The sequence below is a fragment of the Mesorhizobium sp. 113-3-9 genome, assembly GCF_016756515.1.
Classification (GTDB): Bacteria; Pseudomonadota; Alphaproteobacteria; order Rhizobiales; family Rhizobiaceae; genus Mesorhizobium.
Genome location: NZ_AP023246.1, coordinates 2442044 through 2462117 on the forward strand (window position 1 = coordinate 2442044; position 20074 = coordinate 2462117).

General features: G+C 64.8%; 21 protein-coding genes. 6 read left to right on the top strand and 15 right to left on the bottom strand.

What is annotated here, in order from left to right; genetic code table 11:
* Window positions 1–17: 17 nt before the first annotated feature.
* The 5 genes from MesoLj_RS11780 to MesoLj_RS11800 all read right to left on the bottom strand — a co-directional run bounded on the left by MesoLj_RS11780 (window position 18) and on the right by MesoLj_RS11800 (window position 3159).
* Window positions 18–1121 (bottom strand): AbrB family transcriptional regulator, encoded by a 1104-nt coding sequence (locus tag MesoLj_RS11780; protein ID WP_202326085.1) that lies wholly within the window; start codon window positions 1119–1121, stop codon window positions 18–20.
* Window positions 1122–1212: 91 nt separating this feature from the next.
* The gene (locus MesoLj_RS11785) at window positions 1213–1455 is read right to left on the bottom strand and encodes a type II toxin-antitoxin system Phd/YefM family antitoxin (RefSeq protein ID WP_202326086.1); all 243 of its coding nucleotides are present in this window, start codon (window positions 1453–1455) and stop codon (window positions 1213–1215) included.
* A gap of 47 nt (window positions 1456–1502) precedes the next feature.
* On the bottom strand, window positions 1503–1811 hold the full coding sequence (locus MesoLj_RS11790) for a putative quinol monooxygenase (protein ID WP_140771544.1): 309 nt from the start codon (window positions 1809–1811) through the stop codon (window positions 1503–1505).
* A gap of 64 nt (window positions 1812–1875) precedes the next feature.
* Window positions 1876–2658 carry an SDR family NAD(P)-dependent oxidoreductase gene (locus tag MesoLj_RS11795; RefSeq protein WP_202326087.1) on the bottom strand — a complete coding sequence of 261 codons (783 nt, stop codon included), beginning with the start codon at window positions 2656–2658 and terminating at the stop codon, window positions 1876–1878.
* 63 nt (window positions 2659–2721) lie between these two features.
* Entirely contained in the window at window positions 2722–3159 is a 438-nt protein-coding gene (locus MesoLj_RS11800; RefSeq protein WP_202326088.1) for a DsrE family protein, read from the bottom strand.
* A gap of 95 nt (window positions 3160–3254) precedes the next feature.
* Between MesoLj_RS11800 and MesoLj_RS11805 the strand changes: the two genes are divergently transcribed.
* Window positions 3255–4379, top strand: a complete 1125-nt coding sequence (locus tag MesoLj_RS11805; RefSeq protein ID WP_202326089.1) for a hypothetical protein — start codon at window positions 3255–3257, stop codon at window positions 4377–4379.
* A gap of 135 nt (window positions 4380–4514) precedes the next feature.
* On the opposite strand, the gene MesoLj_RS11810 is transcribed toward MesoLj_RS11805, so the two are convergent.
* From MesoLj_RS11810 to MesoLj_RS36615, 3 genes are all read right to left on the bottom strand, one after another.
* Complete coding sequence (locus MesoLj_RS11810; protein ID WP_274609152.1) at window positions 4515–5462, bottom strand: cation diffusion facilitator family transporter; 948 nt, start codon at window positions 5460–5462, stop codon at window positions 4515–4517.
* 4 nt (window positions 5463–5466) lie between these two features.
* A complete protein-coding gene (locus MesoLj_RS11815; RefSeq protein WP_202326090.1) occupies window positions 5467–7656 on the bottom strand; it encodes an anthranilate synthase in 2190 nt (729 codons plus the stop codon).
* Between the two features lie 127 nt (window positions 7657–7783).
* Window positions 7784–7909, bottom strand: a complete 126-nt coding sequence (locus tag MesoLj_RS36615; protein WP_274609153.1) for a hypothetical protein — start codon at window positions 7907–7909, stop codon at window positions 7784–7786.
* A 68-nt stretch (window positions 7910–7977) separates the two neighbouring features.
* On the opposite strand from MesoLj_RS36615, the gene MesoLj_RS11820 reads away from it, so the two are divergent.
* Window positions 7978–8748: an isocitrate lyase/PEP mutase family protein gene (locus tag MesoLj_RS11820; RefSeq protein WP_140771532.1), complete on the top strand. Its 771-nt coding sequence runs from the start codon at window positions 7978–7980 to the stop codon at window positions 8746–8748.
* Window positions 8749–8998: 250 nt separating this feature from the next.
* Here the strand turns inward: MesoLj_RS11820 and MesoLj_RS11825 are convergent, their stop codons facing one another.
* The 3 genes from MesoLj_RS11825 to MesoLj_RS11835 all read right to left on the bottom strand — a co-directional run bounded on the left by MesoLj_RS11825 (window position 8999) and on the right by MesoLj_RS11835 (window position 13872).
* A complete protein-coding gene (locus MesoLj_RS11825) occupies window positions 8999–10054 on the bottom strand; it encodes a succinylglutamate desuccinylase/aspartoacylase domain-containing protein (RefSeq protein WP_202326091.1) in 1056 nt (351 codons plus the stop codon).
* Between the two features lie 113 nt (window positions 10055–10167).
* Window positions 10168–11343 carry an MFS transporter gene (locus MesoLj_RS11830; RefSeq protein WP_202326092.1) on the bottom strand — a complete coding sequence of 392 codons (1176 nt, stop codon included), beginning with the start codon at window positions 11341–11343 and terminating at the stop codon, window positions 10168–10170.
* 165 nt (window positions 11344–11508) lie between these two features.
* Window positions 11509–13872, bottom strand: coding sequence for a membrane-bound PQQ-dependent dehydrogenase, glucose/quinate/shikimate family (locus MesoLj_RS11835; protein ID WP_202326093.1), 2364 nt, complete (start codon window positions 13870–13872; stop codon window positions 11509–11511).
* 173 nt (window positions 13873–14045) lie between these two features.
* Here MesoLj_RS11835 and MesoLj_RS11840 point away from each other — a divergent pair, with 173 nt between their 5' ends.
* Window positions 14046–14498 carry a MarR family winged helix-turn-helix transcriptional regulator gene (locus tag MesoLj_RS11840; RefSeq protein WP_202326094.1) on the top strand — a complete coding sequence of 151 codons (453 nt, stop codon included), beginning with the start codon at window positions 14046–14048 and terminating at the stop codon, window positions 14496–14498.
* 1 nt (window position 14499) lies between these two features.
* On the opposite strand, the gene MesoLj_RS11845 is transcribed toward MesoLj_RS11840, so the two are convergent.
* Window positions 14500–15876, bottom strand: coding sequence for an FAD-containing oxidoreductase (locus MesoLj_RS11845; protein ID WP_202326095.1), 1377 nt, complete (start codon window positions 15874–15876; stop codon window positions 14500–14502).
* The gene (locus tag MesoLj_RS11850; protein WP_202326096.1) at window positions 15873–16334 is read right to left on the bottom strand and encodes a DUF4126 domain-containing protein; all 462 of its coding nucleotides are present in this window, start codon (window positions 16332–16334) and stop codon (window positions 15873–15875) included. The genes MesoLj_RS11845 and MesoLj_RS11850 overlap by 4 nt, the downstream gene beginning before the upstream one ends.
* Window positions 16335–16474: 140 nt before the next feature.
* Between MesoLj_RS11850 and MesoLj_RS11855 the strand changes: the two genes are divergently transcribed.
* Window positions 16475–17032, top strand: a complete 558-nt coding sequence (locus tag MesoLj_RS11855; protein ID WP_202326097.1) for a sugar O-acetyltransferase — start codon at window positions 16475–16477, stop codon at window positions 17030–17032.
* A gap of 2 nt (window positions 17033–17034) precedes the next feature.
* Here the strand turns inward: MesoLj_RS11855 and MesoLj_RS11860 are convergent, their stop codons facing one another.
* Both MesoLj_RS11860 and MesoLj_RS11865 read right to left on the bottom strand, forming a co-directional pair.
* Window positions 17035–18366: an ATP-binding protein gene (locus MesoLj_RS11860; protein WP_202326098.1), complete on the bottom strand. Its 1332-nt coding sequence runs from the start codon at window positions 18364–18366 to the stop codon at window positions 17035–17037.
* On the bottom strand, window positions 18363–19022 hold the full coding sequence (locus MesoLj_RS11865) for a response regulator (protein WP_202326099.1): 660 nt from the start codon (window positions 19020–19022) through the stop codon (window positions 18363–18365). Before MesoLj_RS11865 ends, MesoLj_RS11860 begins: the two co-directional genes overlap by 4 nt.
* Window positions 19023–19190: 168 nt before the next feature.
* Between MesoLj_RS11865 and MesoLj_RS11870 the strand changes: the two genes are divergently transcribed.
* Both MesoLj_RS11870 and MesoLj_RS11875 read left to right on the top strand, forming a co-directional pair.
* A complete protein-coding gene (locus tag MesoLj_RS11870) occupies window positions 19191–19457 on the top strand; it encodes a PepSY domain-containing protein (RefSeq protein WP_140771512.1) in 267 nt (88 codons plus the stop codon).
* Between the two features lie 5 nt (window positions 19458–19462).
* The gene (locus tag MesoLj_RS11875) at window positions 19463–20023 is read left to right on the top strand and encodes a cytochrome b/b6 domain-containing protein (RefSeq protein WP_140771510.1); all 561 of its coding nucleotides are present in this window, start codon (window positions 19463–19465) and stop codon (window positions 20021–20023) included.
* The last annotated feature ends 51 nt before the right edge of the window (window positions 20024–20074 follow it).

Genomic DNA, 20074 nt, shown 5'->3' on the forward strand with positions numbered 1-20074 from the left:
CGATGCGCTGAAGCCGATCAGTCCCGGATGCTTCTGGCCACCAGACGCGCGACGCTCGGGCCGACGAGCAGCACGATCAGAAAGCGCGCTGACTGCAGCGCCATGATGAAGGAGATGTCGACGTTTTGCGCCGCGGCGGCAATGATGGCCACGCTGTCCATGCCGCCAGGGCTGGTCGCCAGATAGGCGGTCAGCGGATCGATGCCCAGGAGATGGCTGATCAGGAAGGCGAGCCCGCCGCAGAATGCGATCAGCGCCACGATCGAGGCGATGATCTGGGGCAAGGCCCGTGTCGCATGGCGCAGGATCGGCCTGGTGAAATTCAGCCCGATCGACCAGCCGACCATGGCGTAGCTGATAGCCAACAGCCAGGGCGGCAACTGCATCTCGACGCCAAGACCGAGATGGATGACGCTGCCGAAGATGAAGGTGCCGAGGAAGGAGGGCGAGGGCAGCCGGCAGAGCTTGCCCGCCAGGCCGCCGACCAGCGCGATGCCTGACGTGGCGGCGAAGGCCTGGGCATCGATCGGCGGAAACCAGATGATGGGCGGGATTTCGATGCCTGACGTGTCGACCCACATCTTGGCGACGATGGCGGCCGTCATCGAAACGAAAATGACGCGCAGATACTGCATGAAAGCGACAAGCCGCTGGTCGGCGCCGAAGGCGCCGGCCATCAGCACCATGGCGGTGGCGGCACCCGGCGAGGAGCCCCAGACGGCGGTGGTGCCGGGCAGGATGCGCCAGCGGCTGATCAGCCAGCCAAGCAGGCTGGAGGCCGCGACCGTGGCGATCACAACGCCCAGGAACAGCGGCCACTCTGCGTAGAAGACGGGAAAGATGTCGGCCGAGATCGACGCGGCGACGAGACAGCCGACAATGGCCTGGGCAGAGCCGAACAGCAGGCGCGGCACGCGCACCGTGGCGCCATTGGTGCCGGCGACGATCGCCGCCAGCATCGGCCCGATCAGCAGCGCCGCCGGCAGAGCGGCGAGTTCGAGCGCACCGGCAAACAAGGCGGAGATGGTGAGCAGGACCAGCCATTGCCACGGCTTGCCCATCCGCGCCATGCGCTCGGTGGCGGGCTGGTCCTGGGGTGGAGACTCTGCCGAGGAATCCATAGTTTGGTCTTAGACCTGGCGCGTGAAAATGCGAACCACGGTTTGCCGAAAAAATGATAGTTTCACGCGTCCAGGCGCCGAGTAACAGCTTTCATATGTCGGCGCCGAACCGTTGCTCGATCTCATCGCGACCCATGCGGTCGAAATCTTCAGCGACGGAAAGGCCGGTCATAAAACCAACCCGTCGCTTCTGCGGTGCGGGCTGATCGATAGGCACGATTCTGGCCAATGGCTTGCCGGCGTTGGTGATGATGAACGACTCACCTTTGGCTACCTGTCTTACGAGGCGCGACGGATGGGCTTTCGCATCGCGAATGTTGACCGTCCGCGTCAAAGGTTGCTCCTCAATGACCGACACTGTGCGGGCCTTAGCTGTCCGGCTCAGCTCGTCTTGCCGTCGACCAACCCGAAGCCGCCGACGGGGTGGGTCTCCACCTGGAACTCGAAGCCGGCGATGAAGGGGCGGGCCTTGGCGATGGCCGCCTGGACTTCCGGAAGCTGCAGGGAGGCCTTGTGGCTTGCCTGATCCGTCCACACTTCGGTCACCCAGATCGCGTCGGCATCGGCCGGATCGGTGGCGACGATGTAGCTCAGGCAGCCGGGCAGGGCGCCGGTGCTGGCGCGCAGCACATCCATGACCGCGTCGCGCTGGCCGCGCGCCGCCCGCATCTTGCCGATCAGTCCGTACATTCCTTGTCTCCCCCTGGGATTGGCGCGAAAGGAGTATGCAGGGCGCCAGTATGCAATTCACGGGTCACGGCATCAACTGGCCGCCATTCACCTCGATCACCTGGCCGGTGATGTAGCCGCTCAACAGGTCCGATGAGAGGAACAGATAGGCGCCGACGCAGTCTTGCGCCGTGCCAGCCCGCCCCTGCGGAATTGTGGCGACCATGCCCTTGATCTGCTCCTCTGTCGAATAGCGCTCGTGGAACGGGGTGAGAATGGTACCGGGCGCCACGGCGTTGACGCGGATGCCGAAGCCGATCAGCTCCTTGGCCATGCCGCGTGTCACATTGGAGACGAAGGCCTTGGCCGAACCGTAGAGACCGGCACCGCCGCCCGCGCCATTGCGCGCGGCGATCGAGGAGGTGTTGACGATGAAGCCGCCCTGCTTCTTCAGCCACGGGATTGCCTTGCGCGAGGCGGTCAGCACCGAGCGGGCGTTGAGGTCCATCACCGCGTCGTAATGCGCTTCGGTCTGCTCGGCGTAGGGTATGCGGCCGAGCATGCCGCCGGCATTGTTGACCAGTCCGTCGAGACGACCGAAATGCCGCGCACTGTCCTCGACGACGCGTTCGACATCGGCGGGCAGAGAAAAATCGCCCTGGACGAGGAAGACCTCGCCGCCGCTGTCGCGAATGGTCTTGCCAAGTTTCTCGGCGGCCTCCTGGCTCGAATTGTAATGCAGCGCCACCTTGGATTTCTGCGCGGCATAGGCCAGCGCGAGTGCCGCGCCTATGCCGGTCGAGGCGCCGGTGACCAGCACCGCCTTGCCGGCGAGATCGGGGATGGTAAGCGCGGTCGTGGTGGGCACTGTCGGTCCTCCGGAGCGTTCAACGGGACCAGCCGTTCCAGGTCCCATGGTCGAGACTGTGCACTATGGCCGGAGATAGGCATAGCCCTGGCTTTGCAGTTCCGCGAGCTTGACGACGCCGCCCTTGTCGGCGGCATGGAAGCCGTCGAGCAGGTCGGCGAGCGAAATGTCCATGCCTTGCATGGTGTTGGCGCAGGCTTGCGGCTCGAGCCCCTGCTTCACCAGGCCGGCGAAGCGGCCGGAGACCGCGGCCGATATGCCCTTAGACTTGAAGGCGGCCAGGGCCGGGCCATGCACGACCAGCACGATGTCGACATTGCCGCCAGTGCCCTCATAGTGGTTCTTGATGTTGCCGAGCACGAAATTGACCTTGTCCACGTCGCTCAGGTGATAGGCGACCTTCAGCCTGACGGGCTCGGTGGCCGCCGCCTGCACCGCCCGCAAGCCAAGAAACGTTCCGGTTCCGGCAAGAACCGCGCGGAACATGTCACGCCGGCGCATGGCTTCCTCCTCCAATTTCACCGCGATTTGCGTGGCTCCGGCCGCAATACTAGCATAAATTGACGCTACGTCCTGTCGATGCGAGGAGGGATCACATGACGTTCAGGGCAGGGGAATGGAGGACGATTGCGGGCGCTGGATTTGGCGTGGTGCTGCTCGGTTTGCTGTCAGGCACGGCAGTCGCCGGCGACACGCTTAAACTCAGGGAACTCAGCCCGAACGGGGCGGATGCCTGTTTCGGCCGGGTCTATGACGCAGCCCATCTCAAGGCGCATCCGAAGCAGAAGGTGGCGCGGATCTTCTTCTACTACGGCCATGACCCGGTCAGCCGGCCGAACGAAGAGCCCACGGCAAACGCCGACACGTCCTACAATGGCTTTCTCTCCACCACGGTGCGTGGCGCCAAGGCGCCGGAATGGGCCGGCGGCTGGTGCAATCATGAATCCGAGGACGGCACATCAGGCCCGATCCGTTGTGGCATGGATTGCGATCGTACGCTGGCCTCGCTGAAAGTCGACGACAAGGGTCGGCTGCTCCTCTCAGATCTGTCTTCCGATATCTACCTCGATCCGGACTCGGAGGAGCAACTCGGCAAGGCGGAATACAACCGCCAGGCGCTCGGCTCGGAGGACGACAATTTCCGCCTTGACCCGATGCCGGCCGCGACCTGCAAGGCCGAGTTCGCACGCATCGATCCCATTGATCCGGCGCTTGGGGACCCGTTGCGCGTGCGGCTGAAGCCAGACCAGCCGTTCTGCTATGGGCGCGACTATGACGCGGCCCATATGAGTTCGCACCCCAACCAGCTGACGCAGTCGATCCGGGTTTTCCGCGGACCGGTGGAGCTGGCATCCTTCGCCTCCAGCGGCGACGCCGCCAACTGGCCCGACGGCGCCGACATTGCCGTCTCAGTGACGACCAGAAAGAATGGGACCAAGGTCACGCAGACCTATTCCTGCCAGGGCGAGGCCGACCAGTGGCGTTGCGCGGCAAGCTCGAAGATGAGCGATTTTGCCTGCGACATCGCGCAGAAGGAAATCTACCTCAAGCGCGGCGCCAACGGCATGATGATGCTGGCCAATCCCAATAGCAGCCTGGCGATCGTCGATCTGTGCTCCAAGGCCGCCGACGGCAAGACGAAGTCGGACGACAAGGTCTATCGGCTGGAGCCAATGCCGCAATCGGCCTGCGCACCTCGAGGCCTGCCGATATTCAGGTGAGGCCGGCCTGCGAATGGCGGCTTCCTGCGCTTCCGGTGCTCACGTACTTTGAGTACGCTCCGCTCCGGTTCTCGGAAGCCACCATTCTCGACTCGGCCTGACCTGAATCTCGACAGGCCTCAGGCTAGCGCGAGGCTACGCGAATGGCACGGCGGTCGTGCCCTTGGGCAGCTTCGCCTCATCGTCGGGCTCGACATGGATGGTGACGCGCACCGAGGGGATTTCGGCTTTCAGCGCGTCCTCGATGCGGTCGCAGATGACGTGGCTGGCGCCGACGGACATGTCGGCGTCGACGACCAGATGGAACTCGATGAAGGTGGCGCGGCCGGCGATGCGTGTCTTGAGGTCGTGCACCTCCAGCGCGCCCTTGCAGTTGGCCGAGATGATGTCGCGGATGCGCATATGTTCCTGCGTGTCGACGGCGCGGTCCATCAGCCCGTTCATCGACGAGCCGATGACGTGCCAGCCCTGCCACAGGATGTTGAGCGCGACGATGACGGCAAGTGCCGGATCGAGGATCTGCCAGCCGGTCAGGATTGCGCCGACCAGGCCGCCGAAGACGCCTATCGAGGTCACCACATCGGTCATGATATGATTGCCGTCGGCGACCAGCGCCGGCGATTTCTCGGCCCGGCCGACGCGGATCAGTGTCCAGGCCCAGAAGGCATTGATGGCGGTGGCGACGCCATTGATGGCAATTCCTTTCCAGGGCTGCTCGAGCGGCGCCGGCGTTTGCCAGGAGCGCCAGACCTCGCTCAGGATCAAAAGCGCGGCGACGACGATCAGCACGCCTTCAAGCACCGCCGAGAAATACTCGGCCTTGTGATGGCCGAACGGGTGGTCCTGGTCGGCCGGCTTGTAGCTGACCTGGATCGCCCAGAAGGCGGCGACCGAGGCAATGACGTTCACGATGGATTCCAGCGCGTCCGAATAGAGCGCGACGGAGCCGGTGACGTACCAGGCGGCGACCTTCAGCGCGAGCACGACAAAGGCGATCACGATCGACCAGAAGGCAAGGTTGGCGACCTTGCGCTTGCCGGCGGCTTTCGTCGCGATCATCATGGCGTTCTCGGCTTCGGCCATTTCGTCAGGCTGCCTTTTCCTTGGCCTTGCGCGGCAAATGGGCGACGATGTTCTCGATGATGCGCATGCCGGCATTGTGGCCGAGCGTCATGATCGATTCCGGGTGGAACTGCACCGCGGCGATTGGCTCCTTGCGATGCTCGAAGGCCATGATCACACCGTCCTCTGTTTCCGCCGTGACGATGAAGTCGTCAGGCAGCCGCACCGGATCGGCAAAGATCGAATGGTAGCGGCCGACGGTGACTTCCTTGGGCAGGCCGGAGAAGATGATACCCGGCTTGGAGACGCGGATGCGCGAGGGCTTGCCGTGCATCGGGATGTGCAACTGGCGCAATTCCCCGCCATAGGCCTCGGCCAGCGCCTGCAGGCCGAGGCAGACGCCGAAGATCGGCAGGTCGCGCGCGCGCGCCTTCTTGATGGTGGCGGCGCAGTCGAAATCCTTCGGCGTGCCGGGTCCGGGCGACAGCACGACGAGATCCGGCTTCAGCCGCTCGAAAACTTCCTCCGGCACCGGCGTGCGCACGGTCGAGACATTGGCGCCGGTCTGGCGGAAGTAGTTGGCCAGCGTGTGGACGAAACTATCCTCATGATCGACGAGCAGGATGTTGACGCCGTCACCGACGCGCGCGGTGGTGCGCTCGGTGCTGGCGGAATTGCCCGTCTTGGCGTCGCGGATGGCGGAGAGCATGGCGGATGCCTTCAATTCGGTTTCGGCTTCTTCTTCCTCGGGAATGCTGTCGAAGAGCAATGTGGCGCCGGCGCGCACCTCGGCGATGCCGTCCTTGATGCGGATGGTGCGCAAGGTCAGGCCGGTGTTCATATCGCCGTTGAAATTGACCATGCCGATGGCGCCGCCATACCAGGCGCGAGGGCTTTTCTCGTTCTGCTCGATGAAGCGCATCGCCCACAGTTTCGGCGCGCCCGTGACGGTGACCGCCCAGGCATGCGAGAGAAAGGCATCGAAGGCATCCATGCCTTCGCGCAGCCGGCCCTCGATGTGATCCACGGTATGGATCAGGCGCGAATACATCTCGATCTGGCGGCGGCCGATGACGCGCACCGAGCCCGGCTCGCAGACGCGCGACTTGTCGTTGCGGTCGACGTCCGAGCACATTGTGAGCTCGGATTCGTCCTTCTTGGAGTTGAGCAGCTTCAGGATCTGCTCGCTATCGGAAATAGCGTCGTCACCGCGCTTGATGGTGCCGGAAATCGGGCAGGTCTCGACACGGCGGCCGTTGACGCGCACGAACATTTCCGGCGAGGCGCCGATCAGATATTCGCCTTCGCCCAGATTGATGAAGAACGAATAGGGCGAAGGGTTGATCGACTTCAGCTTGCGCGAAATCTCGGATGGCTGCGTCTCGCAACGCTCGTAGAACATCTGGCCGGGAACGACCTCGAACAGGTCGCCGCGCTTGAACGAGTCCATCGCGCGCCGCACAAGGTTGGCATATTCGCCAGGCTCATGGTCGCCGCGCGGCGGGATGCGGTCGGCGGTCTGGAACGGCTCGGCGATTTCGTCGCGCGGCAGGCCCTCGGTCGAAAAACCCTCGCCTGAATAATCGTAGCGGTCGGTCCAGGCCTTGGCCGAATAATGGTCGACGACCAGGATCTCGTCAGGCAGGAACAGCACGAGGTCGCGCTGGCTCGGCTTACGCTCGAGCTTGTAGTCGACCGGGTCGAACTGGAAGGCGAGGTCGTAGCCGAAGGCGCCATAGAGACCGAGATTGGCGTCTTCCGCTGTCTTGAACAAAGCGGTGATGGCACGCAGCACGGTGAAGACCGAAGGCACGCGGCTGCGCTCCTCTTCGGTGAAGACACGGCCCGGTTTGGCGACATCGAGGCGGATCAGTTTCCTGGTCGTCTCGGCGATGGTGACGTCGGCAAGGCCACCCAGCGTCTTGGCGATGACCGGCAACAGGGCTTCGCCACGCCCGTTCAGCGCCTCGATGCGCATGGCGCGACCGCGCGCGGAGATGACCAGAGGCGGATCGATGATGGCCGTGTCCCAGCGCGTATAGCGGCCGGGATATTCGTAATTCGAGGAAAACACGGCACCGCGGCGCGAATTCAGCCCGTCGACGTAAGTGTCGATCGCGCCTGCATAGGGCCGGTCGTGGCGCTCGCGGGTGATGGTGATGCCACCCGCCGTCACGAAGCTTTCAGCGCCGTTTTCCAGAACCTTCATCGTCATTGCCGTCTCCATCTGGCTTGTTGGGGCAACGGACCCGGGACTGGCTTGGAAAAAAACAAATGGCCGCCCGGACTTTCCGTTGCGGCCACCCTCTCTTTTCACGCACGCGCGTTCGAACAGGCCGCTGTCAGCAGGCCCACCACCAAATGGTCTTGGTCGAACGCATGTTCATGGCGAAATCCATAGCGGCGAAAAACTGGATGCGCAACTGATTTGAAAAGCCTCTTCGGTGGCCGCCGGTTCCCAGGCTCATGGCACATCGCCAGAGCCGGCGGTCGCGTCTAGGCTGGACCTTCAACAATACGAAAACGGGAAACACCGATGACCGAACAGGCCGAGCGCGCGCGGACGTTCCATTCCCTTCACGTGAAGGGCAACCCGATCGTTCTCTACAATGCCTGGGATCCGGGCTCGGCGAAGATCGTGGAGAAGGCGGGCGCCAAGGCGATCGCCACCGGAAGCTGGCCGGTCGCAGCAGCGTTCGGCTATGCCGATGGCGAGAAGATCCCGCTGGAGCTGGCACTCGACAACATCAAGCGTATCGTGGCGGCGGTCGATCTGCCGGTCACCATGGATCTCGAGGGTGGCTACGGCGTCGATCCGGAATTCGTTGCTCGCACGGTGACGTTGGCATTGCGCGCCGGTGCCATCGGTTTCAATTTCGAAGACCAGATTGTCGGCGGCAGCGGCCTGCACGACATCGTCGTCCAGGTAACGCGCATTGAAGCCGCCGCCGCTGCCGTGAAGGCTTCCGGCATTCCGGCATTCCTAAACGCACGCACCGACATTTTTCTCAAGGCGAAGCCGGACGCGCATGACGACGAACTGCTCGATCAGGCCATCGAGCGGGCGCAGGCATATGAAAAGGCCGGAGCGAATGGCTTTTTCGCACCGGGTCTTGGCGACGAGGGCTTGATCGAGACGCTCTGCAAGTCGACGAACCTACCGGTCAACATCATCGCACTGGCGCATGTGCCGCCGCGCCAGCGGCTGGCCGAACTCGGCGTCGCCCGCATCAGCCATGGCCCGGTGCCTTACCGGCAGATGGCCGAATGGCTGGAGGCGAAAGCGCGGCTGGCGATTTCTGGCTAAGTGAAAGCATCCCCAACTTCGTCATCCTATGGCGGAGCAAGGAGCGTAGCGACGCCGCGCAGACCATAGGATCCATTCCGTGACCTTGCTGGCGGGTGCAGCGGGGCAAAATTCTGCACCGCAGCGGCGCATCGAAGTCGCGGCATGGATCCTCGGGTCTGCGCCGCGTCGCTACGCTCCTTGCTCCGCCCGTGGATGACGAAGCGATGAGCGTTTTCCGCTAATCACCGAGGCAGGTGCCTTCGAGAGCTCAATCCTCCAGCGTACCCGACCTTGCGTCGGCGCTCTTCCTGTCGCCGACCAGCTTCAGAAGGTCCTCGCCGGCGCGGACGATGCGGCGCGAGCGGCGGGTCAGGATGATGCCGTCCTGCGGCGCGAACACTTCCGCGCGGCCATCGGCTTCGCCCGGCGCGTGGACGATGGTGGCGAGGCGCGTGCCCCTGGCGACACGGTCGCCGGGCTTCACGTCATAGAGCACAGCACCGGCCCGTGGCGCGGGCATCATGTCGATGTTTTCCAGGGGGGCCACAGTGCCGGTGAAAGGGCCGGGTGCGGGGAGCGCGCTGTCGGCGATCACGCCGCGCGCCACCAGCAGCCGGTAGAGGCCTTCGGCGTCGGCTTTGGCCAGGGCGCCATCGACGTCGATGATGCCGCGATATTCGACCGTGGTGGCGACACGCCGGTCGAACCTCGCCACATCGGCGGGAACGTTCTGGTACGGCATGATCGAGGCGCCCTCGAAGGTGCCGTCGGTATCCTCGCTCCACAGCACGACCGCATCGACACCCATGGCGGCGGCGCAATCGGCCATATCAGGCCACAGGCTGGTGTGGACGTAGAGATAGGCAAGTCCCTCGTCATCGCAATGCAGGTCGAGCACGATGTCGTGGCCCAGCGACAACTGCACCAGGCGTGACTTCAGCCGCTGGTCAGCGCCGCCAAACGCGGTGTCCGGCAAGAGCTTGGTGTCGGGCGCGGCAAGCAGCGGAAAGCCGCGGTTGAAATTGGTGCGGGTACCCAGATGGAAGCGGCCCTGGTGCTCGCCGAAATGATATTGCGCGCGGCCGATCGGGTTGGCCCAGGGCACGATGGTGATGCTGCCCCTGATGCGGCCCTCGGCCTCCGCCTTGTTCAGCGCCGGCATCAGCGCGTCGATGGCGACGACGCCTGGCAGTTCGCCGGCATGGAGTGCCGCCTGCAGATAGGCCGAGGGCGCCGCCTTGTCGCTGCCTGTGAAGTGGAACACCGGGAATTCGTAGGAAACGCCTTCGCTATCACCGGCGATGCGTTCGATCGATTTCTGCATGACTTCCTCCATCAAGAGCAAGAAGACATGCCCATTTGAGGCCATCGATGTCGATTGGTCCAGCAGGCCGCGCTATGGGCGCAAGATTTCTGTCCCTCTGACGAAAGAGACGTCTATTCCGCGGCAGCCTGGAGCGGGACGGGCGCGCGCCGGTCCAATGCCTGCGACAGCACTGCCACGGTGACAGCCAGCAAGGCGAGCACCGCGCCGACCAGCGGCAGATTGGCGTAAGAAACGCCTGCCGACAGTGCCACGCCGCCAATCCAGGCGCCGCCGGCATTGCCGACATTGAAGGCGCCTTGGTTCAGCGTGGCGGCAAGGTTCGGCCCTTCCGAGGCCGCCTCGACGACGCGGATCTGCAGCGGCGGCACGACGACGAAAATGAGCAGGCCCCACAGGAAGACGATGCCGATGGCCACACTTGCGATGGCGCCGAACTGCATGAAGCAGACGAACAGCACCGCCATCAAAAGCAGCGTGCCGATGACGGTCGGCATCAGCTTCCAGTCGGCCAGCCGCCCACCAATGATGTTGCCGATCGTCATGCCGGCGCCGAAGAGCAGGAGCACCCAGGTAACGGCCGAGGTGGACAGGCCGGACACTTCGGTCAGATAGGGCTTGATGTAGGTGAACACGGCAAACAGGCTGGCCGAGGCCAGCGAGGCGATCAGCATCGCCAGCCAGACCTGCAACCTGCCCAGCACGCGCAGCTCGCCGCGCAAGCCACCGCCGCTCGGCTCCGCGACATCCGACGGCACCAGCCAGGCGATGGCCGCGACCGAGATCAGACCGATGCCGACAACGGCGATGAATGTGGAGCGCCAGCCGAACGCTTCGCCAAGGGCTGTGCCAGCAGGAACGCCCAGAATGTTCGAAAGCGTCAGGCCGGCGAACATCAGCGCCATGGCGCTGGCGCGCTTGTTGCGCGGCACCAGGCTGGCGGCAACGACCGAGCCGATGCCGAAGAAGGCGCCGTGCCCAAAAGCGGTGAAGACACGCGCCGCCATCAGCGTCCAATAATCAGGCGCGATGGCGCAAAACAGATTGCCGACGACGAATGAAGCCGTCAGCCCGACCAGCACCGGCTTGCGCGGCAGATGCGCGGTGGCCATGGCGACGATCGGCGCGCCGAAGACGACGCCCAGTGCATAGCCCGTGACCAGCAAGCCGGCCGACGGGATCGACACGCGAAGGTCGGCGGCGACCTCCGGCAGCAGGCCCATGATGACGAACTCGGTGGTGCCGATGCAGAAAGACGCAATGGCAAGCGCAAGGATCGGCAAGGGCATGGGGCGTCCAGACTGAATCGGTTCAATTCTGAGTCTGCGCGAGGAGCCGTGCCGGGCGCAATGTATATTGCTGCATTGCAGCGATGCAGAAAGCGTGGAGCAGATTGAAACGAGGCGCCGCGGCGCCTCGTTTGCGATCAGCCTTAGGGAACGAGCCTTTCCCGATCATGGCGCCTTTGGCAAGGCATAGGCGATGATGTAGTCGCCACGATCGGGCGACTGACGCGCGCCGCCCGCCGAGACGACGACGAACTGGCGGCCGCTTGCGGGCGAGGTGTAGGTCATCGGCGTCGCCTGCGCGCCGACCGGCAGGCGGCCTTTCCAAAGCTCCTCGCCGGTGGCGACGTCGATGGCGCGCAGATAATAGTCCTGCGTGCCGGCATAGAAGACGAGCCCGCCCGCCGTCGTCACAGGGCCGCCGAGCGACGGCATGCCGATCGGGATCCGCAGGCCGGTCTTCATCTCAAGCGGGCCGGTGTCCTGCAGCGTGCCGGCCGGAACCTGCCAGACGAGTTTTCGCGTGTTCAGGTCGATGGCGCTGATCGTGCCGTAGGGCGGCTGGTGGCAGGGCACGCCGAGCGGCGACATGAAGCCGTTCTTGAGCGCGCCATACGGCGTGCCGAGCTGGGTGCCCAGACCGTCATGCGCCGCCGAGGGGCCATAATTGTCGGCCACCGCGCGCGGCAGCAATTCGACGAATTGCGGCATGCGGATATCGTTGACGATCAGGTAGCCATTGGCCTCGTCGATCGAGGCGCTGCCCCAGTTCATGCCGCCATAATAGCCGGGAAACTGCAGCGAACGCGTCGGGCCCGGCGGTGTGAATTCGCCCTCGTAACGCAGCTTCTTGAAGCCGATACGGCAATAGAGCTGGTCGAACGGAGTGGCGCCCCACATGCTGGCCTCGGTGAATGGCTTATCGCCGATCGAAGGCATGCCAACCGAATAGGGCTGGGTCGGCGACAGGAAATCCTCCTTCGCGCCGCCATCCTGCGGCACCGGCTTTTCCTGCACCTCGGCGATCGCCTTGCCGTCGCGGCGGTCGAGCATGAAGATCTGGCCGCGCTTGGTGACCTGGATCAGCGCCGGCACCTTTCCGCCCTTGCCGTCGGGCACGTCATAGAGCGCCGGCTGCGAGGGGAGGTCATAGTCCCAGAGGTCATGATGCACGGTCTGGAATTTCCAGCGCTCGCGGCCCGTGGCGATATCGAGCGCGACGACCGAAGCGGTGTAATCCTCCGCCGCCTTGCTGCGCTCGGCGCCGAAGAAGTCGGGCGTGGCGTTGCCGGTCGGCAAATAGACGAGGCCAAGCGCGTCGTCATAGCTCGGCGTCGACCAGACGTTGGGCGTGCCGCGCGTGTAGCTCTGGCCTTCCGGCGGCAGTTTGGTGATCGCCGGATTGCCGAGGTCCCAGGCCCATACCAGCTCGCCTGTCCTGGCGCTGAAGGCCCTGACGGCGCCGGACGGCTCACCGGTCTCGACATTGTCCCAGACCCAGCCGCCGACCATGATCAGGTCGCGCATGACGGTGGGCGCCGAAGTCTGGAAGTAGAAACCGGCCTTCACCTCGCCCATGCCTTGCTTGAGGTCGACGGTGCCGCCCTGGCCGAAGTCCGGGCAAGGCTGGCCGGTCTTGGCATCGATCTCGATGAGCCGCGCATCGATGGTGGTCATGACGATGCGCCCGGCACAGACCGCTGGGGCGCCACTGGCCGCGGCATCGGCCGCCGGCTCGTAGTAGCTGACGCCCCGGCAGCGCTGCCACAGCGGCGCCGAAGCCTTCGGGTCGAATTTCCAGCGCGGCTCGCCGGTTTCGGCGTTGAGCGCGTTGACGACATTTTTCGAGGAGCAGGTGTAGACCGTGTCACCGATCTGCAGCGGCGTATTCTGGTCCTCGGCGCCCTTGACCGGTATATCGCCGGTGCGGAAGGTCCAGGCGACCTTGAGGTCCTTCACATTGTCCCTGTTGATCTGACCGATCGGCGCATAGCGCGTGCCGGCGGGCGTGCGGCCGTAATGACGCCAATCGGTGCTGGAGGCGGCCGCGGCAAGCGGCGGCGCTTCGCTGGCGGCGACCATGTCGCGGATCACGCCATGCGGCTGGAAGGCGTAGGCGGCAGTGGCGATCAGGCCGAGCATCAGGACACCGGCAACGGCGAACGGGCCGCGCTTGCCGCCGCCGGATGACGGGAACAGCGGCGCCAGCAGGAGGGCGATCACGGCCAGCACCGCCGGTGCGACCAGCCGCGGCACCAGCGGCCAGAAGTTCAATCCGGCCTCCCACAATGCCCAGGCAATGGTGGCGAGGAAGATGAGGAGGTAGAGCCAGAAGCCTGCGCGCCGGCGCAAGGCGAAGAGGAAACCGGAAACGATGATGCCGGCGCCGGCCAGCGCATAATACCAGGAGCCGCCAAGACCGATGAGCTGGACGCCGCCATATAGCAGCGGCAGGCCGATGATCATCAGCACCAGGCCGAAAAGCACGAGCAGCCAGATGCCGCCGGAGCTGTTGGAATCTTGTTTCGACATATCGGTCCTCACGCTTTTCCGGGGGGCGGCGCCTCGCGGTCGCGGCGGCCGAAAAGGGCCGTCAGGGCGATCTTTGGAGCTCGGTCGTCGGCTTCCGGTTCTTGGCGACTGGGGCTTCGCCAGGGAAAAGAATTTTATCGCAACCTAATAAATAGCATGTTATCTTTTTCACCATGTCCAAGCAAGACCCGGATCGTGCCAGATTTGGCCAACTGGTTATATCAGTCGCAAGGCTTTGGCGGCGCGCGGCCGACAAGGCGCTCGACGATTGCGGCCTGTCGCATGCCACCGCCATGCCACTGGTGATGCTGTCGCGGCTGGGTGACAATCGGCGCCAGGGTGTCCTTGCCGATCATCTTGGCTTCGAGGGGCCGTCCCTGGTACGCATCGTCGACCTGCTGGTCGAGGAGGGGCTGGTGACGCGCACCGAGGATGCCGCCGACAGGCGGGCCAAGATCCTGTCGCTCACCGATGCCGGGCGCGGCCGTGTGACCGAGATCGAGCGCCTGCTGGCGGTGCTGCGCGCCGAGCTGCTCAGCGATATCGGTGACGCTGAACTGAGAGGCGCGATGCTCCTGCTCGGCCGGTTGGAGGCGAAGCTGACCGGACCGGACACCATCGAATAAATCAGGCCAGCGGCTTCAGTTCCTGGGCAATCGTGGGCAGCAGTTCCGAGACGGTGGGGTGGATGTGCACCGCGCGCGCCAGAGTGTCGACGGGTGCCTTGGCGTACATCAGGTCGAGCACGCAATGCACCGCCTCGTCGCCGCCGGGACCGAGCACCGAGCAGCCGAGGATTTCGCGCGTGTCGGCATCGACAAGGATCTTCATGAAGCCTTGCGTCTCGCCCTTTTCCACCGCGCGGCCGACGCGGGTCATCGGCCGCTGGCCGACCAGCGCGCGACGCCCGGATTTCTTCACGGCTGACTCGGTCATGCCGCAGCGGCCGAGCGGCGGGTCGATGTAGAGCGCATAGGCCTCGATGCGGTCGCTGACCTTGCGTGGGTCGTTGTCGAGCAGATTGGCGGCGACGATTTCGTAGTCGTTGTAGGAGGTGTGGGTGAAGGCGCCCTTGCCGTTGCAGTCGCCCATTGCCCAGATGCCCGGCACGCTGGTGCGCAACTGGTCGTCGACGGTGACGAAGCCGCGCTTGTCGACCGCGACGCCGGCTCTGTCGAGGCCGAGATCGTCGGTGTTTGGGGTGCGTCCCAGCGCCAGCAGCACGTGCGAGCCGACCGCTGGCGGCTTGCTGGCCGAGAAAGTCACCGCGATGTCGGTGCCTCGCTTGGCGAAGCCGATGTCGTCGGCGCCGACATGGACCGCGATGCCTTCATTCTCGAGGATCGACAGGATGGCGGCCGAGACATCCTCGTCCTCGCGGCCGGTCAGGCGCGGGCTCTTCTCGATGACGGTGACGTCCGAGCCGAAGCGACGGAACATCTGCGCGAATTCGAGCGAGATGTAGCTGCCACCGACAACGATCAGGTGGCGCGGCAGCACGTCGAGATCCATCATCGAGGAATTGGTCAGGTAGTCGATGTCGTGGATGCCGGGCAGGTCGGGCACGGACGCGCGGCCGCCCGTGTTGAGGAAGATATTTTCGGCGCTCAAAAGGTCGTCGCCGACACGCACCGTGTTGGCGGATTCGAAGCGCGCATGGCCGCGGTAGAGGGTACAGTCCTTCATGCCGGCGATCCATGTCTCCAGATTGCCGCGGGCGTCGTTGGTGACCTTGTCCTTGCGCGCCTTGATCCTGGCATAGTCGACGCCGACCGGGCCACCGAGCGTGACGCCATAGTCGGCGGCGCGCCGCGCCAGATGCGCGGCATAGGCGCTGGCGACCATGGTCTTGGTCGGCATGCAGCCCGTGTTGACGCAGGTGCCGCCGACCAGCTTGCGCTCGATCAGCGCCACGCTCATGCCGGCGGCGGACAGGCGGCCCGCCAATGGCGACCCGGCCTGGCCGGCGCCGATGATGATGGCGTCGAAGGTTTTTGCCGTCATACGACCGCCGCCACGATCAGCAGGCCGCCGATGATCGCCACCGCGTCCTCGATGAAGGCGGCGGGCGGATCCTTGCCGAAGGCGGCCGCCAGCCGGCCGCGCGCTTCGGCGCCGCCCAACGTGCCGATGACCGCGCCGATGGCGCCGGCGATCAGGCCGCCTATGGTGGAACCGCCGGTCGCACCGATCACCGCGCCGCTGAAAGCACCAAGCAGGATGCGGGCGCCGAACTGCTGCGGCACCTTGCGGCTTGGCGTCGACGGCAGCTGGTCGGTGACGAGCTCGACGATGGCCAGGATGGTGAAGATGCCGACGGCGGCCCAATGGCTCATGAAGCTGGCCCAGGTGCCGGCAATCGGCAGCCAGCCCAGATACGCGCCCCAGGCGACCGCGGCCGGCGCTGTCATGGCGCGCAGGCCGGCAATGACACCGATCAGAAGTGCAAGAAGCAAGAGCATGTTGATCCCCCTCGATCACTGGCCAGGACGGCCTTGAGACTACAGGCTACCATAGGTCCGATATTTGACCAGTACTGGGATTGGCGCTTTCCTGCTGGCCGCACTCGTGCTTTTCAAAGACGTCAATGGGAGACCACGCCATGGCTGGAAGCGAGCGCGCGAAGATGGCGGCCGGCGAATGGTACACTTGCCTCGATGACGAGCTGGAGGCGCTGCGCGTCGCGGCGCGCGAAGCCGTGTTCGAGCACAATTGCCTGCCGCCGCGACAGCGTGGCAATCTCGGGCCGGGCCTGAAGGCATTGCTCGGCGGCGTGGGCGAGGGCGCCCGAATCGAGGCGCCGTTCCACTGCGCCTACGGCTTCAACATCGTTCTCGGCGACGGCGTCTTCCTCAATGCCGGCTGCACCATCCTCGACACGGCAAGCGTGCGCATCGGCAGGGGAACGCTGCTTGGCCCCAATGTGCAGATCTATTGCGCCGAGCACCACAAGGAAGCTGCGGGGCGACAGGCGGGGCTTGAGATCGCCAGGCCGGTCGAGATCGGTGCCCATGCCTGGATCGGCGGTAGCGCCATCATCCTTGGCGGCGTCAGCATCGGCGAAGGCGCCATCGTCGGCGCCGGCGCCGTGGTGACGCGTGATGTGCCCGCGAACGAGACGGTGGTCGGCAATCCGGCGCGACCGGTCAAACGCCGTTGACGTTACACCTTGGGAAACCGGATCGTTGCCTCAAAACCATCCTGCCGGCCGGATGCTGGCGAGTTCAGGACCAGCGTCGCATCGATCTGTTGCAGGATCTTGTTGACGATCGCCAATCCGAGGCCTGACCCCTCGGCACGAGTCGCGCCGCGTTCGAACCGTTTGATCAAGCTCTCCGGGGCCGGAACCACCAGGCCTTGGTTGATCACACTGAGCCGGGCGTCCTCGTCGATGCGCACGACAACTTCGCCGCCTTCGGCGCCATGCCGCAAGGCATTCTCGATGAGGTTGCGCAGGACGATGGCCAGCGCATCGGTGTCGATCGCGGCGTATGCCTTGGCCTTCGGCGTTTCAAGGCGAAGGCGGCCCTTGTTCTGGCCGCGCTGCTCGAAGTCTTCGACCACCAGTGCCGCGACCTCGGCAAGATCGGCTGGCTTGCCGGCGACCGCCACTCCGGCATCGGCGCGCGCCAGTTGCATCAGCTTTTCCGACAGGTCGGCGAGGTCGGACAGGGCCCGCTTGATCTGGCGTGGGCGTTTTCGCGAGGCCTCGTCGGGAGCTTCGGCAATCAGGCGCTCCGTCTGGGCCAGCGCGCCGGCGATCGGCGTGCGCAATTCATGCGCGGCATTGGCGGTGAATTCTTTTTCGGCGTCGAGTGCCATGTCGAGGCGCCGCATCAGGCTGTTGACCGACTTGGCAATGGCGGCAAGTTCCGAGGGCAGCTCCTCGGCGTGGATGGGCGCCAGATTGTCGCCGTGGCGGGCGCTGATCTCCCGGCGCAGTGTGGCGATTGGCCTGAGCGAACGCGCCACGGTCAGCCAAGCGACGATTGCACTCAACGGGATGAGGATGATCATCGGCACCAGGAACCCGGTCGCGGCTTCGAATGTTTCCTCGTTGCGCCGCGTGTCGAGTTCGGCGACCTGAACAAAGACCGTGCCGCTGACCGCGGGCTCGGTGTAGATGCGCCAGCCGGCTTCTTCCGAGAACCCTTGCGCCAACCGGGCGGTCAGCGGCTGGGTTGGAGCGCCATAGGAATGCATCAGGATGCGGCCGGCGCCATCGCGGACCTGATAGACCATGCGGCCGCCGTCATCATCCGGAACGGCCTCCGCCAGCCCGCGCGGTGATTGCGACGTGTCGCGCCCGAAGAGATCGTCGATGACGAGCGGCAGCAGGCGGCGGGCTGCTTCCTGCATCGAGCTGTCCATGGCTTCGTTGATCTCCCGATGCAGGGTGATGCTTCCAGTGGCCGCGGCAATCAGACCAAGGGCCACCGTGACCAGGATCAGCGAGGCAACGAGGCGACCGGCAAGGCTGTTGAGGACCCTCATGGAGATGCCAGGCGGTAGCCCAGCCCCCTTACGGTCGTGATCGTCTGGCGCCCGATCTTCTTGCGCAGGCGGCTGACATAGACTTCTACGGTGTTGCTTTCGATCTCCGCGCCGAAGGCATAGAGCGCGTCCTCGATCTGGTTCTTGCCGACCGTCATGCCGGGCCGGCGCAGGAACTGCTCCAGTACCGCCCATTCGCGGGACGTCAGCATGGCCTCAACGCCGTCGACGACAACACGGCGTGATGCCTGGTCGATCTCGACCGGCCCAAGCCGTAGCAAAGGGTTCGGGTTTCCGGCGTAGCGGCGCGCAACCGCTGCCAGGCGTGCGGATAGCTCGCCCAGATCGAACGGCTTGACCAGATAGTCGTCCGCCCCGGAATTCAGCCCCTCTATGCGGTCGGAGAGCTGGTCGCGCGCGGTCAGGATGATGACTGGCGTATCGATGCCCCCGCGGCGCAGCGTCTTCAGGAATTCGAGGCCCTTGCCGTCGGGGAGATGAAGATCGAGCAGGATGAGTTCATAGGAGACGACATGCAGGTGCTCGCCGGCCTCGCCCAGCGTGATGCTCCAGTCCACGGCATGGCCATCGGCGGCAACGTGATCGCGCACCGCCTCGCCCAGCACGGGGTCGTCTTCGATCAGCAGGACGCGCACCTTACCTCCGTGTTCACGGCAACACGCCGCCTTCATGCTGCACAAGGCTGACAGGAAGCTGAACGAAAGCCAATCGCCGCTTTTGCACGAGGCGAGGGGCGTTCAGGTGGCTGTCAGGTTCCACAGCCAAGTTCCGCGACATCGGAATTGGCCGATGGAGAAAACAAGATGAAGACCTTGATCCTGACCGCGCTGGTGATGGCTGTTGCCGGGCCAGCCTTCGCCGCGGACAAATGCGATGTGCCGACCGATCAGTGGCAGCCGCGCGAGGCGCTGCAGAAGAAGCTTGAAAGCGAGGGTTGGAAGGTTCGCAGCATCAAGACGGAGAATGGCTGCTATGAAGCCAAGGCGCTCGACGCCAACGGCAAGAAGCTGGAAGGCGTGTTCAATCCCAAGACGCTCGAGTCGGTCGGCGCCGATTCCGACGACGGTTGATCGCCATGAACGCCACCGTTTCGACACGAGAACAATTGGTCAAGGTCTGGAGCCCTTACGTCCGCCTCTTTCACTGGTCGCTGGTCCTGTGCGTCGCGGTGGCGTGGCTGTCCTCCGGCGAGATCATGAAGGTGCATGAGCTGGCGGGCTACAGCGCGGGCGTTCTGATAGCCTCGCGCTTGATCGCCGGGTTGGCGGGATCGGGATACACGCGCTTCCGTCAGTTCGTTCGCGGGCCGCGCGCGGTGAGCGCTTATCTCGCCGACGTGGCGCAGGGTGATGAGAGGCGCTATCTAGGCCACAATCCTGCCGGCGGCGCCATGGTGCTGGCCCTTCTGGCTTGCGTGGCAGGGATCGCGCTGACCGGCTGGATGCAGACCACCGATGCCTGGTGGGGCGTGGCCTGGGTCGAGGGCACGCACAAGATCCTGGGCAATGGCATCCTGGTGCTGATCGGGCTTCATGTCGGCGGCGTGCTGCTGGCCAGCCTGCGTCACCACGAGAATCTGGTTCGCGCCATGGTCACTGGCCGCAAGCGTGCGCCATCGCCGGAAGACGTTGCCTGATCCCGGCGGTTGGAAATGCAAAGGCGCCGTATCGATACGGCGCCTTTGCCG